The sequence below is a fragment of the Streptomyces rishiriensis genome, from assembly GCF_030815485.1.
Classification (GTDB): Bacteria; Actinomycetota; Actinomycetes; order Streptomycetales; family Streptomycetaceae; genus Streptomyces; species Streptomyces rishiriensis_A.
Genome location: NZ_JAUSWV010000002.1, coordinates 4523009 through 4539437 on the forward strand (window position 1 = coordinate 4523009; position 16429 = coordinate 4539437).

16 protein-coding genes are annotated in these 16429 nt (G+C 70.8%); 5 read left to right on the forward strand and 11 right to left on the reverse strand.

What is annotated here, in order from left to right; translation table 11 throughout:
* Positions 1-222 precede the first annotated feature (222 nt).
* The 5 genes from QF030_RS22660 to QF030_RS22680 form a co-directional block, all read right to left on the reverse strand.
* Entirely contained in the window at positions 223-1215 is a 993-nt protein-coding gene (locus QF030_RS22660) for a polysaccharide deacetylase family protein (RefSeq protein WP_307164469.1), read from the reverse strand.
* Between the two features lie 37 nt (positions 1216-1252).
* A complete protein-coding gene (locus QF030_RS22665; RefSeq protein WP_373428793.1) occupies positions 1253-2236 on the reverse strand; it encodes a glycoside hydrolase family 11 protein in 984 nt (327 codons plus the stop codon).
* Between the two features lie 455 nt (positions 2237-2691).
* On the reverse strand, positions 2692-3471 hold the full coding sequence (locus tag QF030_RS22670; protein WP_307164470.1) for an ATP-binding cassette domain-containing protein: 780 nt from the start codon (positions 3469-3471) through the stop codon (positions 2692-2694).
* A 34-nt stretch (positions 3472-3505) separates the two neighbouring features.
* A complete protein-coding gene (locus tag QF030_RS22675) occupies positions 3506-4198 on the reverse strand; it encodes a substrate-binding domain-containing protein (RefSeq protein WP_307164471.1) in 693 nt (230 codons plus the stop codon).
* 72 nt (positions 4199-4270) lie between these two features.
* The gene (locus QF030_RS22680; RefSeq protein ID WP_307164472.1) at positions 4271-4738 is read right to left on the reverse strand and encodes a DUF5990 family protein; all 468 of its coding nucleotides are present in this window, start codon (positions 4736-4738) and stop codon (positions 4271-4273) included.
* Positions 4739-4872: 134 nt separating this feature from the next.
* Here QF030_RS22680 and QF030_RS22685 point away from each other — a divergent pair, with 134 nt between their 5' ends.
* Both QF030_RS22685 and QF030_RS22690 read left to right on the forward strand, forming a co-directional pair.
* Complete coding sequence (locus QF030_RS22685) at positions 4873-5739, forward strand: polysaccharide deacetylase family protein (RefSeq protein WP_307164473.1); 867 nt, start codon at positions 4873-4875, stop codon at positions 5737-5739.
* A gap of 436 nt (positions 5740-6175) precedes the next feature.
* On the forward strand, positions 6176-6685 hold the full coding sequence (locus QF030_RS22690; RefSeq protein WP_307164474.1) for a lamin tail domain-containing protein: 510 nt from the start codon (positions 6176-6178) through the stop codon (positions 6683-6685).
* 160 nt (positions 6686-6845) lie between these two features.
* On the opposite strand, the gene QF030_RS22695 is transcribed toward QF030_RS22690, so the two are convergent.
* Positions 6846-8378: an FAD-dependent oxidoreductase gene (locus QF030_RS22695; RefSeq protein ID WP_307164475.1), complete on the reverse strand. Its 1533-nt coding sequence runs from the start codon at positions 8376-8378 to the stop codon at positions 6846-6848.
* Positions 8379-8505: 127 nt separating this feature from the next.
* Here QF030_RS22695 and QF030_RS22700 point away from each other — a divergent pair, with 127 nt between their 5' ends.
* The gene (locus QF030_RS22700) at positions 8506-8982 is read left to right on the forward strand and encodes an SRPBCC family protein (RefSeq protein WP_307164476.1); all 477 of its coding nucleotides are present in this window, start codon (positions 8506-8508) and stop codon (positions 8980-8982) included.
* Positions 8983-9153: 171 nt separating this feature from the next.
* Entirely contained in the window at positions 9154-10335 is a 1182-nt protein-coding gene (locus QF030_RS22705) for an aromatic acid exporter family protein (protein ID WP_307164477.1), read from the forward strand.
* Positions 10336-10573: 238 nt separating this feature from the next.
* On the opposite strand, the gene QF030_RS22710 is transcribed toward QF030_RS22705, so the two are convergent.
* Together QF030_RS22710 and QF030_RS22715 are read right to left on the reverse strand one after the other, a co-directional pair.
* On the reverse strand, positions 10574-11530 hold the full coding sequence (locus QF030_RS22710; protein ID WP_307164478.1) for an LLM class F420-dependent oxidoreductase: 957 nt from the start codon (positions 11528-11530) through the stop codon (positions 10574-10576).
* A gap of 362 nt (positions 11531-11892) precedes the next feature.
* The gene (locus QF030_RS22715) at positions 11893-12882 is read right to left on the reverse strand and encodes a helix-turn-helix domain-containing protein (protein WP_307164479.1); all 990 of its coding nucleotides are present in this window, start codon (positions 12880-12882) and stop codon (positions 11893-11895) included.
* A 153-nt stretch (positions 12883-13035) separates the two neighbouring features.
* Between QF030_RS22715 and QF030_RS22720 the strand changes: the two genes are divergently transcribed.
* The gene (locus tag QF030_RS22720) at positions 13036-14136 is read left to right on the forward strand and encodes a saccharopine dehydrogenase NADP-binding domain-containing protein (RefSeq protein ID WP_307164480.1); all 1101 of its coding nucleotides are present in this window, start codon (positions 13036-13038) and stop codon (positions 14134-14136) included.
* 24 nt (positions 14137-14160) lie between these two features.
* Here the strand turns inward: QF030_RS22720 and QF030_RS22725 are convergent, their stop codons facing one another.
* The 3 genes from QF030_RS22725 to QF030_RS22735 form a co-directional block, all read right to left on the reverse strand.
* Positions 14161-15222: a YihY/virulence factor BrkB family protein gene (locus tag QF030_RS22725; RefSeq protein ID WP_307164481.1), complete on the reverse strand. Its 1062-nt coding sequence runs from the start codon at positions 15220-15222 to the stop codon at positions 14161-14163.
* 155 nt (positions 15223-15377) lie between these two features.
* Positions 15378-15665, reverse strand: a complete 288-nt coding sequence (locus QF030_RS22730; RefSeq protein WP_307167658.1) for a DUF4190 domain-containing protein — start codon at positions 15663-15665, stop codon at positions 15378-15380.
* A gap of 257 nt (positions 15666-15922) precedes the next feature.
* Positions 15923-16258, reverse strand: coding sequence for an NIPSNAP family protein (locus QF030_RS22735; RefSeq protein WP_307164482.1), 336 nt, complete (start codon positions 16256-16258; stop codon positions 15923-15925).
* Positions 16259-16429: the final 171 nt, after the last annotated feature.

A 16429-nucleotide genomic window follows, 5' to 3' on the forward strand; every position in this document is an offset into this window, starting at 1 on the left:
GGAGACCACAACTGCAACTGCTAAAGACAGTAGCACGCCACGATCGACAGCGCGTGACCGATAATTACGCTCCGTCTGTCGGTCGAGAAATACTCATCGTGCGTCCCGTCCATTTCTTACTTCGCGACGACAGATAATGCCTCACCGGCGCCGCCGGGCCGTGGTGTGGCGCGGCGACCGGGGTCGCCGCGCCACGGAGGCGGTGTTGCGGGAATGCCGGGGTCAGCTCGCGGTGCAGGAGACCGTCGGCCAGGTCCAGTTGCCGTTGGGCTGGATGGTGACGCCGAAGTTGTTGCCGCTGCCGTTGGGTTTGGCGGTCAGTACCTGGGCGCTGGGATAGGCGGCGCTGATGTTCCAGGTGGAGAGGACCTTCGCCGGGGAGGGCACGTTCATGGTCACGGTCCAGTTGCTGGAACCGGTGACCGCGACGTTGAGGTTGTACCGGTCGCTCCACTGCTGGCCCGCGGACAGGGTGGCGGTGCAGGCACCGGTACCGCCACCGCCGCCACCGCCGCCGCTGTCGTCGGGGGCCACGGCCCGGCCGGTCTGGGCGGAGATCTTCCCGGCGCACAGGCCGCGAGCGGCCAGACCCTGCGCGATGCGCGGGATCGCGGCGAGGGTGTTGGCGGGCCAGTCGTGCATCAGGATGACCTGGCCGTTGGTGAGCCGGCCGGCGGCCTGCACGATCGCGTCGGTGCTCGCGTTGTTCCAGTCCTGCGAGTCGACGTCCCAGATGATCTCGGTCAGACCGTACTTGGCCTCGACCGCCTTCACGGTCGCGTTGGTCTCGCCGTACGGCGGGCGGAACAGCACCGGGGTGCCGCCCCCCGCGCCGGCGACGGCCTGCTGGGTCCGGGAGATCTCCGAGTCGATCTGCGACTGGCCGAGCTGGGTCAGATGCGGGTGGGTGTAGCTGTGGTTGCCCACCCACATACCGGCGTTGACCTGGGCCCGGACCAGGGAGGGGTTGGCGGCCGCGTACTGGCCCTGGTTGAACATCGTGGCCCGCAGCCCGTTCTGGGTGAGGGCGTTGAGCAGGGCCGTCGTGGTGCCGCCGGGGCCGTCGTCGAAGGTGAGCCCGACGTACCCGCCGCACGCGGCGGCCTGTGCCGGGGCGGCGGCTGCCTGGACGGTGAGGGTGCACGCGGCGGCCGTCGCGACGACGACCAGCCTCGTGACCAGGGCGCGTAAGGAGTGATGGGGTCGGGTGCTCATACGGAGTGCTCCTCCAGCCTGGTGCGGGGGGTGGGGGTCAGCTCGCGGTGCAGGAGACCGTCGGCCAGGTCCAGTTGCCGTTGGGCTGGATGGTGACGCCGAAGTTGTTGCCGCTGCCGTTGGGTTTGGCGGTCAGTACCTGGGCGCTGGGATAGGCGGCGCTGATGTTCCAGGTGGAGAGGACCTTCGCCGGGGAGGGCACGTTCATGGTCACGGTCCAGTTGCTGGAACCGGTGACCGCGACGTTGAGGTTGTACCGGTCGCTCCACTGCTGGCCCGCGGACAGGGTCGCGGTGCAGGCACCGCCACCGCCGCCACCGCCACCGCCACCGCCCGAACCGGCGCCGTCCACCGTGATGTTGGAGTTGCCGCTGCTCTGGTATCCCTCGGTGGCGAGGATCATGTAGTAGCTGAAGTTGCCGAGGGGCATTCCGGCGCGGGCCCAGGCGTCGAAGTGGTTGCCGGTGGTGATGGTGCCGCCCGTCCGCTTCGACTGCCGGACGCTCCAGTACTGGTCGAAGGTCTTGGTGCCCTCGACGGACGGGGCGTTGTAGCGCGTCGTCTTGTAGATGTCGTACGTACCGCCGTCGCTGGTGACGGTCCCCATGTGCGTGCCGGTGGGCCGGTAGGTGCCCCAGTTGTCGACGATGTAGTACTCCACGAGCGGATTCGACGTCCATCCGTAGAGGGCCAGGTAGGCGTTGCCGGACGGGTTGAAGGTGCCCGAGTAGGTGACGCTGCGGCGCCCACCGGTGCTCCAGCCCTTTCCTGCGACGAAGTTCCCGGTGTTGCTCCATGAGGTGCTGTAGTTGCCGCCGGAGCCCAGGTTCATCGAGACCGTGCCCTGCGAGTCGGTCCAGAACGAGTAGTAGTAGCCGTTGTTGGTGCCGGTCTGGTTCGTGGTGACCACCGTGTCGGCGTGTGCGGTGCCGGGCAGGGTGAGCGCGGCCACGGCGACCAGCAGCATGGTGCAGACACCGCTGATGAGCAGCCTGAGTCGCTGTGCGGGTGCGGTTTTCATGTGCGTGCTTCCTCCTCGTCCTCATACGGCCGATGACGGCGCCAGTGTTGGCCGGGGCACGACAACTGTCAATACTTTCGGTTTACGCTTCGAAACATTCGGAGTCTGTGTGGCATGCGCGGGGGCATATATGCGCTGCTCAAGGGCCTATCGGGGCTTCTTCGTCAATTCACCTGAGCAAGATCGGTAAATGCAAGATCAAATGAACACTGGCCATATCTTCGAATGTTTCGGAAGATCACCGATCTTTCCAGGGCCGGACAATGCCGGAAGACGCCGGAAGTCCCCACCGCGTCGTGACGGCTCGCGCGCGTCACCAGTGATTCGCTGCCGCGACGGCGGCGGCCCGGGGTGGTGCTCCGGGCCGCCGCTGCGGCCACTCCCGGACCCGGCCGCGCGACTCCGCGGAGCGCCGTGTCAGCGAGTCGAGGCGTGGTCGGGGTCTCTCCTCCCCCTCAGGGCCACGCTTCCTCCGGGCGGGTCGTGCGGTGCGCCACGGCGTTGTCCGACGCGCCGGTGATCGAGGCGATGATCTGTTCCTGGGAGGTGGTGGTGACGTCGAAGAAGCCGTTGTTGCGACCGAGGCGAAGGACGGCGACCCGGTCGGCGACGGCCTTGATGTCCCCCATGTTGTGGCTGATGAGGAGCACCCCGAGGCCCCGGTCGCGCAGCTCCTCGATGAGGTCGAGGAGCTGGCTCGTCTGCTCGATGCCCAGGGAGGCGGTGGGCTCGTCGAGCAGGATCAGGCGGGGCTCGCCCAGGAACGACCGGGTGATCGCGACGACCTGCCGCTGGCCGCCGGACAGGGTGGCGAGCGGCACGCGCACGTCCGGGATGCGGATGGACAGGGTCTTGAGCAGTTCGCGGGTGCGGCGTTCCATCTCCACCTCGTCGAGGATGCCGAGCCGGTGGATCTCCCGGCCGAGGAAGAGGTTGGCGACGACGTCGAGGTTGCCGCACATCGCGAGGTCCTGGTAGACGGTCGCGATCCCCAGCATCTGGGCGTCCTGCGGACGCCTGATCTGGACGGCACTGCCCTGCCACTCGATGACGCCCCGGTCGGCTGGGCCGACCCCCGAGATCACCTTGACCAGGGTGGACTTACCGGCGGCGTTGTCGCCCATGAGAGCGACCACCTCCCCGGCCCTGATCTCCAGCTCGACGTCCGCCAGTGCCTGGACGGCGGCGAACCGCTTGGAGACACCGCGCAACGCGAGCAAGGGCTGAGCCGCCACGGGGTCACCTCCTTCCGCCTTCGGGGAAGACGCGTCACGTGAGTCCGGCCTTGTCGCGGGCGGACCTGAGCTCGGGGGTGCATAGCTGGTCGACGGTGTACATACCGTCCTTGACCACAGTGTCCTTGATAGTGCCGACGGTCACCGGGACGGACGGGAGCAGGACCGCCGGGACGTCCTCGGTCGTGGCGCCGTTCGTCATGACGATCCTGTCGCCGCGGGCCTCGGCGGCCATGGCCTTCAGGAGCGCCTCGCCCTGGAGCCTGCCGACCGTCGCGCCGTCGAAGGTCACGTGTCCGGAGATCGGGCCCTGGGCGAGCCGGTCGTAGGCGGCGGCCGGGATACCGGCCCGGTGCGCGGCCTCGACCGACGGGCGCAGCAGCTGGGGGTCGACGGCGGCGAGGATCGGTACGTCCACCTGTCGGGTGATCATGGACTCGATCTGCTGCCGCTGGACGGCCGGGTCGGACGTGGCGGCGACGGTCGGCGCCGGGCGGTCCGGGCAGAGCCGCTTCAGCTGCCGCTGGAGCAGGGGCTTGTCGAACTGTCCGAAGCGTGAGGCCCCGCCGCCCGGGAGCAGCACCCCCACGGTGAGACTGCCGTCACCGTCGCCGTCCCCCTCGCTTCCGCCGCAGGCCCTGGCCAGGAGGGGACCGGCGGCGACCGCCAGGGACGCGCGGGTGCGGGACCTGCGTTTCACGGCCGGACGGCCGGCACCGAGACCCATCTTCGGTTCCTTAGGGCATTTGTCCGCGATTGCCCCGAATCAGGCACTGATGCCAAGCGTAGCCAAGGCGCTCTAGTCGGCGCGTCCGGCGGTCCAGGTGATGCGTGGGGGCTCGACGCGTGCGCAGAGGGGCCCGCCCTGCGCGTCGGTGAGACCGAGGCGTCCGACCAGCAGTCCGCCCCGGGCGGCGGCGTCGAGCACGTCGGCCGGGACGGCGTCGAGCATGAGCTTGGCGCGGCGGAACATCGTGAAGACGCCCGATCCGTCGACCGTTCCCCACGACAGGTAGACGAACCGCCGGCCCAGACGGTCCTGGACGTAGGGCCCCCTGACCTCGATGCCGTTCGGGGAGGCGCTCGTGGTGCAGTCCAGGGTCCAGGTCGCGGACGGCGCGTCGCCGGGCTGCGGCTCGAGCAGCTCGGCCGGACGGTCGCGGCGCTGCACGGCGACGTGCAGGTTGCCGTACGCGGGGACCCTGCCGTCGGCGGAGGCCGGTCGGGTGAGGCCGGGCAGGTCGACGGCGTCGATGCGGATGCGCATACCGGCCATCATCCCGTGTCCGCCCGCGCCGGGGAGACGCGGCACCTGGTCCGCTCCGGAGCGGAACCTCGGACGTCCGTTCGACATCAAGCAGTGGGCGGGCCGAGGCGTACGGATGACATGGGGTGCACGCGATGGACAGGCGGATCAGGGGAGCGGCGCTGGCCTGCGTCCTTCTCGTGACGGGTGTCGCGACGGGCTGCGCGACCGAGCCCCCGGCGGAGTCCCGCCGCCCCACCGCCCCGTCCCGCTCCGTGGCGCCCACCGGGTCGCCCACCGGGTCACCCGGCGGCGAGGCGGGCGCGCGGGCGGGCGTCGAGGCGGCATACGCCAAGTGGGGCCTCGAACCGCTGGCCGCGGCGCCCGCCCCGCCCGACGCCAAGCCGGTCGGGCTGCCGGCCGCCGCCGGCCCGGTGCCGGTGATCAGCGAGATACCCACCCAGGAGAAGATCGTCTTTCTCACCTTCGACGACGGCGCGGAGAAGGACCCGGAGTTCCTGACGATGATGCGGGAACTGAAGATCCCCTTCACGATGTTCCTGACGGACTCCGCCATCAGCGCGGACTACGGCTACTTCGGCAGGCTCCAGGCTCTCGGCGACGGCGTCCAGAACCACACGCTGACCCACCCGAACCTGCGCACCCTGGGCGCGGCCGCGCAGAAACGCGAGATCTGCGGCCAGCAGACCAAGCTGAAGGATCGATACGGCACCGCGCCCCGGCTGTTCCGGCCGCCCTACGGCAACTGGAACGAGGACACCCGGGCCGCCGCCGCGTCCTGCGGCATCGAGGCGATCGTCCTGTGGCGCGAGTCCATGCAGATCAAGAACATGCAGTACCAGCGCGGCGACAAGCAGCTCCACCCGGGCGACATCGTGCTGGCCCACTTCCGTGGACCGTCCGAGCTCAAGGGCACGACCATGACCGAGATGACGGCGAACATGCTGCGGCACATCCAGGAACAGGGTTTCACGGTCGCCCGCCTCGAGGACTACCTCTAGGCCGTCCGCCCCCGCTTCGCGTCCGCCGACCGGCTCCCCGCGCCGACCGCCTCCGGATGCCGCGGGGCGGCCGCGACCCGCCGGTCCACGCCGTCCGCCGCTCACCGACGCCGACCGTTACCCACTTTCGAGTGACGGCCCGTCTTCCGGTGGGGTGGCGTGACATGGCGTCCGGGCGGCACAGGTCAGCTCCCGTAAGAGGGTGTCGGCTGTCGGGACGTCAACTTCGCGACACGTTCACTTACATGGACGTTGCAGCCGAGAGTCACAGAGATATGGACAACACGTAACACACGCCACGTTTCCCACCCATCTTCCGCACCCCGTGGACAGAGTGTGTGTGCGGCCAGCCGACCGCACCCGCACATCGCATCGACTTCCACGGCGTCCTCGAAGGCCGCAGTGGAAAGGTGCCCGCACATCCCAGGGGAACTCTTTGTCCACTTCCGCTTCTGTCACCGCCCGTCGCCTGACCGCCGCCGCCCTCACGGCCGGCGCCGTGGTCGGCGCCATGGCACTGCCGGCCTCCGCGTCCGACCACGCTCGTCCCGACCGCCCCGAGGTGCGGATCAGCGCCGTCCAGTACGACGCCCCCGGACGTGACGACCGCTCCCGGAGCTCGCTGAACAGGGAGTGGGTGGAACTCACCAACACCACGCGCCACACGATCAACCTCGACGGCTGGACCCTCGAGAACGAGGACGGCCGCGCCTACACCTTCGACCACTACCGCCTGGAGGGCCGCGCCACCGTCCGGATCCACACCGGTGAGGGCCGCGACACCCGCGGGGACCTCTTCCAGGACCGCCACAAGGAGGTGTGGGACAACCGCTCCGACACCGCCACCCTGCGCAACGACCACGGCCGCTTCGTCGACGACGAGTCCTGGGGCCGCAACCGTCACCACGGCGGCAACCACGGCGGCAATCACGGCAACCGCCACTGACCGACCCCGAACCGGTGAGCCGATGAACACCTGACTCGGCACACCGGCGCGCAACAGGCGGCGCGCCTGGCCCTCCAGGGCACGGGCGCGCCGCTCGTATGTGTGGCCGTCCGGGCCACGGGGCCGCCGGACGCGCGGGCGGAGCCGAGGAGGACGCCCCCTACTCCGGAAGGTCCCGCTTCTCCAGCGGCTGGACCGCCGGGCCTTGCAGGACCTGTCCGTCCGGGGCGAAGCGCGAGCCGTGGCAGGGGCACTCCCAGGCCTGCTCGCCCTGGTTGAAGGCCACGATGCAGCCGAGGTGGGTGCAGCGCGCCGAGACCGCCTGGAGGGAACCGTCCTCGTCCCGGTGGACGGCGTACTGCCGTCCGCCCAGGCGCAGTACGGCGCCGTGACCCGGGGGGATGTCGTCCGGCGCGGGGGCCGTCACCGACGGCAGCCGGTCGCCGACGAAGTGCCGGGCCACCTGGGCCTGGTGCTTCAGGAAGGTGGCTCCCTCGCGGACCACGGACGTCAGCCGGCGCGGATCGTAGAGGCCGCTCCACTCGGCCTCGCGGCCGTTGACCAGGTCGCTGAGGAGACGGCCCGCCATGATGCCGCCACTCATGCCCCAGCCGCCGAAGCCGGTGGCCACATAGGTGTGCCGGCTGCCGTGGTGGAGGGGTCCGACGAGAGGTACCGAGTCGGTCGAGTCGTTGTCCTGGGTGGCCCAGCGGTGGGTGAAGGTGAGCCCGCTGAAGTGGTCGTCGGCCCAGGCGGTCAGCCGGGCGAACCCCTCCTCGGCGTCGGCGGTGCCGGGAGTGAAGTGTTCCCCGGTGACGATCAGCAGGCGCTCACCGTCGCGGTACGGAGCGGTGCGCACGGAACGGGTGGACCGCTCCGGCGTGATGTACATGTCGCGCGGGGCGCGGTCCTCGTCGATGGCCGCCGCGACGACGAGTTCTCTGCGCGGACTGAGCCGGGTGAACAGCAGGGCCCGGTCGAACACCGGGTAGTGCGTGGCGACCACGACCTCGCGGGCACGGATCGACACACCGGTTTCGGTGCGCAGGACGCACGGTTCGCCCTCGGTGAGCCCGACGACCCGTGTCCCCTCGTACACCGTGCCGCCCCGCCGGACCAGGTCCTCGGTGAGCGCCAGCAGGTACTTGCGGGGGTGGAACTGCGCCTGTCCGCTCACCCGGACCGCGCCGGCGACCGCGAAGGGCAGCTCGGTCTCGGTCACGAACTCGGCCGGAAGCCCCGCCTCGCGTGCGGCCTCGGCCTCCGCCCGCAACTCCGCGACGTGCCGCGGGTCCTCGGCGTAGGTGAAGGCCGCCGCCTCCTCCCATGCGCAGTCGATGCCGAGTTCGCCGACGATGTCGGCGGCGTGCCGGATCGCCTCACTCTGCGAGCGCGCGTACAGGGCGGCGCCCTCCGGGCCGCGGGTGCGCCGCAGATGGTCGTAGATCAGGGTGTGCTGGGCGGTCAGCTTGGCCGTCGTGTGGCCGGTGACCCCGGCGGCGATCCGGTCCGCCTCCAGCACGGCCACCTCACGTCCCTGCCGGACCAGCTCCCAGGCCGTGCTGAGCCCGGCGATGCCGCCGCCGACCACGGCGACGTCGACGGTGAGGTCACCGGAGGGCGGGGGTGCGGCGGCGCCGGGGGGCGCGGTCTCCAGCCAGTAGGAGCCGTGGGTTCCTGTCTCGGCGTTCATGGCGGCCGAGTGCCCGCCGGACGCCGGGATACGCCGCGATACGCCCTCATATGTTGGTCTTCATTCCTGCGCACCGGGTACCCGGCCGTCTGCCGAACGGAACGACCGACAGCGAGGAGGAGGAACGATGAGCACGGTGAAGGAAGCGGTGGACGTCGAGGTCCCCGTCCACACGGCCTACAACCAGTGGACGCAGTTCGAGGAGTTCCCGAACTTCATGGAGGGCGTCGAGGAGGTGCGCCAGCTCGACGAGCGGCACAACCACTGGACCACCAAGATCGGCGGGGTGCGGCGGGAGTTCGACACCGAGATCGTCGACCAGCTGCCGGACGACCGGATCACCTGGCGGGTCGTCGACGGCGAGTCACGGCAGCGGGGGTCGGTCCGGTTCGAGCGCCTGGACGACAGCCACACCCGGGTGGAGCTCACCATGGACGTCGAGCCCACCGGCATGGCCGAGAAGGGTGCGGACATGCTCGGCATGATCGACCGCCGGGTCAAGGGTGACCTGCACCGCTTCAAGGACTACATCGAGCAGCGCGGCGGCGAGACGGGCGCCTGGCGGGGCCGCATCCGGCCCGGCGATCCCGGTTCGACCCTCTGATCGGCATCCCGCCCCGCGGATCCTCGGACCGTGACACCGTGCCGGGTCGCCCGGGTCCCTCGGGTCGCCCGGCAGTCACTCGGGTCGCCCGGGTCGCTCGCGTTTGAAGGTCGACGAGGGAGATCGTGATCGGCAGGTGCGTCTCGTCCCAGATGTGGCACTCGCTGTCCCATGGAGTGGACACATGGGGCGACCTGGGCGGCCCGGGCCGTCCGCCGCTGGACCGGGTCCGCCGTCGCCGCGGTGCGGCGGGCGGTGCGGAGCCCGGGCCGGGAGCGGGACCTGGCGGTGCAGGCGGGCAAGGCGGCGCTGGCCGCATGGCTGGCGTGGGCGGTGGTGGGCTGGTGGCTCGACGCCCCGATGGCGTTCGTGGCGCCGTGGGTCGCGGTCGTGCTGGTGGAGTCGACGGTGTATCGGTCCGTGGCGCACGGGCTCCAGCAGCTCGCGGCGATCGGGGTGGGCACGGTGGTGGCGACGGCCGTGTCGCTGGCGCTGGGCAGCACCATGGCCGCCATGGCCCTGGTCCTTCCGGCGGTGCTGCTGCTCGGCCAGTGGCGGCGCCTGGGAAGCCAGGGCGTCTACGCCGCCACCGGCGCCCTCTTCGTGCTGACCGGTGGCCAGGTGAGCGTCGCCCTTTCGGCCGCGCGGATCACGGAGGCCGCCTTCGGCGCGGTGGTCGGGGTGGCGGTCAACGTGCTCATCAGGCCGCCGGTCTACCTGCGTGACGCCCGCGCCGCACTGGAGGACGCGGCCCGTGAGGCGCGGGAGATCCTGGACGCGGTGGCCGACGGGCTGGCCGACGGCGAGTGGGACGGGCAGGCGGCCGGGAGCCGCCACGAGCGGGCCCTGCGGCTGGGGCGGCTGGTCGACCAGGCGCGGTCGGCGATCGGCTGGAGCCGGGAGAGCATGCGCGGCAACCCGCGGGGGCGTCGCACCCGGCTCCTCTCCCCGCGTGAGAAGGCCTACGACGACGCCCTGATCGTGCTCGACCAGGTCGCCGTCCACACCGTGGGAGTCACCCGGACCGTGTGGGAGATCGCGGAGCGCGGGGAGGAGGCCCGGCCGCCGGCGGGCATCACCCGCGCCTACGCGGACTTCCTGCGCCACACGGCGCGTGCCGTCCGGCTCTACGCACGGACCCGGTTCGCCCCGGGCGACCCCGGCGGAACCGGCGAACCGGGCGATCGTGCGGCGGAGCAACTGCGCGAAGCGGTCGCGGAACTCCACCGCACCCTCGAGGAGTTCCGTCGGCGGCTGCCGGGAGCCGTGCCCGACGACCCGGACGCACTGGTGACGTACGGAACGCTGCTGGCCCAGGCGCACCGCCTGGCCGACCAGCTCGTCCGGGACTGACACCCCGGGCCGCGCCGGCCCTCCGCGAGGACGGGCACGACCCGGCGGACGTACGACCACGAGGCAGTCGGCTACGGACAGTCGGCCACGAGCAGTTGGCTACGGACAGTCGGCCATGGGCAGTCGGCAACGAGCAGCGGCCATGAGCAGTCCACTCACGGCAGTTCACTCACGAGCAGTCCGCTCACGAGCAGTTCGGCCTCGTCGTGGTCGTACGGGGGACGTCGGGTCGTGGCTGTCAGCCCCGCAGTGCCGGCAGCACCTTCGTACGGTAGAAGTCGAAGAAGCCCTGCTGGTCCTTGCCGATCTGGTTGACGTAGACGGTGTCGAACCCCGCGTCGACGAACGCGGACAGCGCCTCGATGTGCGCGTCGGGATCGTCGCCGCACGGTACGGAGTCCGCGACCTGCTCCTCCGTGACCAGCTCGGACGCCTGCTCGAAATGGCGTGGGGTGGGCAGGATCTGTGGCAGCTCCCCGGGCAGCTGCTCGTTGGCCCACAGGTGGTGCACCGTGCGGATCGCCTCCTGGCGGTCCGGGCCCCAGCACACCTTCGTCCCGCCGTACACCGGCTTGGTGCCGCCGCCACCGCGACGGAAGCGTTCGACCAGGGCGGTGTCGGGCATCATCGTGATCAGGCCGTCGCCGATGCGTGCCGCGACCTCCGCGGCCTGCGGGCCGAAGGCGGAGACATCGATGGGCACCGGCTCGTCGGGCAGCGTGTACAGACGGGCGTTCTCCACCGTGTAGTGCTTGCCGTAGTGGCTCGTCTGCTCGCCGGTGAACAGCTGACGGATGATCTGCAGCGCCTCCTCCAGCATCTCCAGACGCACCGACGCCTCCGGCCACGGCGTGCCCAGGATGTGCTCGTTGAGCGCCTCGCCGGTACCTACCCCCAACCGGAAACGGCCGCCCAGCTGGGCCGCGCTGGTGGCGGCCGCCTGGGCGATCACGGCGGGGTGGGTGCGGACGAGAGGGCAGGTCACCGCGGTTTCGACGGGCAGCGAGACGGCTTGTGACAGGGCGCCGATCACTGTCCACACGAACGGACTCGAGCCCTGCCGGTCGTTCCACGGGTGATAGTGGTCCGAGATCCAGAGAGAGTCGAAGCCGGCCTGCTCGGCCATCCGGGCCTGTTCGACGAGTTCTGCCGGGCTGTGCTCCTCGCACGACAGGAAGTATCCGAAGTCGGGCATCTTCTCTCCCAGGTGAAACAGGTGGTCGCGGTTACCGGACGCGCTGCCGAGTACCCGGTGGCCCGGGGGCTTAACGGGACGCGGGCCGGGCTCGGGCCCGGGCGCTCGGGGGTTCGGGCCAGGCCCGGGGAGAAGGAACGGGCAACCGCCGTGACGCCGCGTCGGCCCGGCGCCCGCCGCCACCCCAGGCCACCACCGGTCCGGGTCACGGCCCCGACCTCCTCGGCGCAGCGCGCCCTGAACCTGTGGGGCGGGCACCGGCGTGGCCGGCCCTGTGTGTCCCGGCCCTGTGTGTCCCGCGCCTGTGTGGCCGGCTCTTGTGTGTCTCGCGCCTGTGTAACCGGCAGCTATCTGATGGGCAGCTAGGTGACCGGCACCTGCGTGGTCGGTGTCGGGTCGGTGCCGGGCCGTGAGCGGAAGGTCCGGCGGTAGGTGTCCGGGGGCACGCCGACCGTGCGGTTGAAGTGTCGACGCAGTGTCGTGGCGGTGCCCATGCCGGTGGCAGTCGCGATGACGTCGACGACGTCGTCGGTGGTCTCCAGCAACTCCTGGGCGCGGCGGATCCGCTGGGTCAGCAGCCATTGCAGCGGAGTGGTGCCGGTGGCCGACCTGAAGTGACGGCCCAGCGTGCGCGAGCTCATCCCCGCCCGGCGGGCCAGGTCCTCCACGGTGAGCGGCCGGTCGAGGCGTTCGATCGCCCAGGGGAACAGCGAGGCGAGCGGGTGGTCGTCCCGGGTGGGCACCGGGGCGGCGACGAACTGGGCCTGGCCGCCCGCCCGGTGCGGCGGCACCACCAGACGGCGGGCGACGGCGTTGGCGACGAAGGAGCCGTGGTCGAGACGGACCAGATGCAGGCACAGGTCCATCGCGGCGGCCTTGCCGGCCGAGGTGAGCACGCTGCCGTTGTCCACATAGAGCACGTCGGGATCGACGTCCAGCAGCGGGTGACGGGCGGCCAGCACCTCGGTGTGCGCCCAGTGCGTGGTCGCGCGCCTGCCGTCCAGCAGCCCGGCGGCGGCCAGTACGAACGCGCCCGTGCACAGGGAGGCCACGCGCGCACCCGCCTCGTGGGCCGCGCGCACCGCGCCGACGAGTTCGGCGGGCGGCTCCTCGTCGACGTCCGCCCAGCCGGGGACGATCACCGTGTCGGTGTGCCGGAGGCGGCCGAGACGGTCGAGCCCGTGGTCGGGCTCCAGTCGGAACCGACCGACCCGCACGGCGTCCGACCCGCACACCTCGACGTCGTACCAGGGCACGGTGACGCCGACCGGAGCGGCGGCGAACACCTCGTACGCCATGGACAGTTCGAAGTGCAGCATCCCCTCGGTTACGGCCAGTGCGACGGTACCCATGTCCGAAAGTGTACGGGGCGTGTCGTTCCGGACACTCACCGGGAGCCACCCGCCGTAGCCAGGATGTTCTCGACGGATCACACCGATCACGGATCAACGGATCGCACGCATCACCAGAGATCACGCTGATCGTTCGAGGGCGGGGGAGAACCCATGGGACCGGTATCAGGATCAGCATCGAAGCAGGGCCCGGGGCGGACGGTGACGGTGTACGGCGCGTACGGCCACACCGGGCGCTTCGTCGTGGCGCACCTGCGGGACCGCGGGTTCGTCCCGGTCCTCTCCGGCCGTGACGCCGGGAAGCTGCGGGTGGCGGCCGCAGCGGCGGAGGCGTCCGCACCCGCGTCCGCAACCGGGCCGGAGGTCCGGCCGGCGTCGGTGGAGGACCCCGCCTCGCTCGACCGTGCCCTGGCCGGCGCGGACGCCGTGATCAACTGCGCCGGGCCCTTCGCCACGACCGCCGCTCCGGTGATCGAGGCGGCCCTGCGCGCCGGGATCCCGTACGTCGACGTGGCGGCCGAGATCGAGGCCAACGCCGACACGTTCGCGCACTTCGCGGACCGGGCCCGTGCGATGGGCGCGGTGATCGTCCCCGCGATGGCCTTCTACGGTGGGCTCGGCGACCTGCTGACCACCGTCGCGATGGGCGACTGGACGGCGGCCGACGAGGCGACCGTCGCGTACGGACTGAGCGGTTGGCACCCCACCCCCGGTACACGCACCGCCGGTGCGGTCTCCCGGGAGCGGCGCGGCGGCCGACGCGTCCGCTACTCCGGCGGTCGGCTGGAGTACCACGACGACCGGCCGACGCTTCTGAAGTGGCCCTTCCCCGAACCACTGGGCACCAGGGAGGTCGTCGAGGACTTCACGATGGCGGATGTGGTCACCGTCCCCAGTCACCTCTCGATCCCTGTCGTACGCACCCATATGACGACCGAGGCGGCCACGGACCTGGCGACCGCGGACACACCGGCGCCGACCGCGACCGACGGGAACGGGCGGTCCGACCAGACCTTCCTCGTCGAGGCCGTCGTACGATCCGGCGACGTCGAGCGACGCGCCGTGGCGAGCGGCCGGGACATCTACGCCGTCAGCGCGCCGCTCGCGGTGGAGGCGGTGGACCGCATCCTCACGGGCCGGACCCGCACGGTCGGTGTCGCCTCCGCCGGCGAGATCTTCGACGCGCCGGACTTCCTCCGGGCCCTGTCCCCCCACATTTCCCTGGAACCGGGCCGACGGCGGCCGGTGTCCTGACCGCGCGTGTCCCGAGCGCGAGGGTCAGGATCCGAGGCGGCGGTGGTCCTCCTCGTCCCACGCGCGGGTGTCGCGTGGCTGGACGTACGGCTCGTCGTCGGCCGGGTGACCCCCGGCTACGGCGCGCTGGCGGACCATCTCCGCGTCGAACTCCAGGCCGAGCAGGATGGCCAGGTTGGTGATCCACAGCCACACCAGGAAGATGATCACCCCGGCGAGGGCGCCGTAGGTCTTGTTGTACGAGCCGAAGTTCGCCACGTACAGCGCGAACCCGGCGGACGCGGCCATCCAGATCAGCAGGGCCAGGAAGCTGCCTGGCGTGATCCAGCGGAAGCCGCGCACCCGCGCGTTGGGGCTGGCCCAGTACAGGACCGCGATCATCACCGTGACCAGCACCACCAGCACCGGCCACTTGGCGATCGACCACACGGTCATCGCCGTGTCACCGAGCCCGAGGGTGGTGCCGGCCTGCCGGGCCAGGCTGCCGGTGAACACCACGATCAGCGCGCTGATCACCGCCATGACCATGAGCACCACGGTCAGGCCGACCCGCACCGGGAGCACCTTCCACACCGGACGGCCCTCGGGTATGTCGTAGACCGCGTTGGCGCTGCGGATGAACGCGGCGACATAGCCGGACGCCGACCAGACCGCCAGCAGCAGGCCCACGATCGCCATGACCGAGCCGATCCCGCCCTTGCCCTGCATCTGCTGCACGGCGTTGCGCAGGACGTCCTGAGCCGCGCCCGGCGCGAGTTTCTGGATGTTGTCCAGGACCGTCTGCGTGGCCGACCGCCCGACGATCCCGAGCAGCGACACCAGCGCCAGCAGCGCGGGGAACAGCGCGAGGATCGAGTAGTAGGTCAGGGCGGCTGCCCGGTCGGTCAGCTCGTCCTTCTTGAACTCCTTCAGGGTGCCTTTCAGCACCGCGGACCAGGAGCCTTTCGGCAGGTCGGTGGGCTTGTCGGGGGCCTGCCGCTCCACCTGCTCGTCGGGACCGGCGGTGGCCGGGCCCCGACCTGTCTCGCCCTCACGGTCGGCCGAGCGCTCGCCGTGCCGCCTGTGCGGCCTCAGTGTCCTCACCATTCCGTACGGGTATCCGCCTGGGCACCGCTCATGCGCAGAAAAGCCCCATAACGGACTTTTCTCTCCCGTACCCGCGATGCCGTCCCGGTCGTCCCGACGCCGTCGCGCTGCCATCCGGTGTCATCCGGGCGTCGTCTCGGCGGCATCCGCGACCGTCAGCCGCCCACGTACCAGCTGAAGCCGCCGTTGCTGGCGGCGACGGCCAGGAGTACGAGCCAGAGCACCACGTCGACGATGCCGAGGATGATGCCGGCCTTCGCCATTCCGGCGCCGTTCCTGACCGCCGCCTGCCGTCGGGAGACGGCACCGAAGATGATGGCCAGTGGACCCAAAACGATGTTCAGGATGAACAGTCCGACGATGCCGCAGCAGAGACTGGCGATCGCCAGACCGTTGGTGCGTGATCCGGAGGACGCGGCGGATGAGCTGCCATAACTCGTCATCGAAGACTCCCGGTTGTCGTTCGCGCGGACCGAACGGCCCACACGCACCTCGCTTTCGACTCGCCGGTGTCGAGTGCCCCGTCGTGGCATCACCGCGCAGACGGTCCGTCAGATCGACTGCCCCACAAGCGACTTCCGAGCCGTCGAGATGGGATCAACGGGCGACGAGAGTCGTTCTGTCCGCCTCCCCGTCCACAGGCTGTGGACGGGGAGGGTGTCGCGGGCGGCACCGTCGCCATCCTGCGCCCGCGGTTCGCTCAACCCGTCACACCTCCTGTCGGCTGGGACGCACCGTCGAGCGGCCGGAGGAAGCGGCGCTCGTACCGCCTGATGCAGCCGGTGTCCCGAGCCAGTCGGATGGCTTCCTGGCACTCCGGGTCGGACATGCTGTCCGTGCGGTACTGCTCGTACGCGGCCAGGCCGGGAAAGGAGAAGAGGGCGTAGGCGATGTCGCTGTCGCCCTCACTCGGCAGGAAGTAGCCGTGGTGCGTCCCGCCGAACCGGTTGACGAGCCGGACCCAGCGGCGACCGTACTCCTCGAAATCCTCGATCTTGTCGGCGTCGATCTCGTACTTCAGATGAATGGTGATCACGCCTGCATGATGCCTGCCGATGCCCGCAGACGCCGCTGGATGCCGTGTGCCGGTTTCGGCGCGCGCGGGGGCCATTCACCGGGGACGGACACGGGTGCTCGCTCACGGGGTCGAAGAGGTGGTCAACACCTCGACGAGCCGGACAGCCATCGGCTTATCGAGGACCACCCG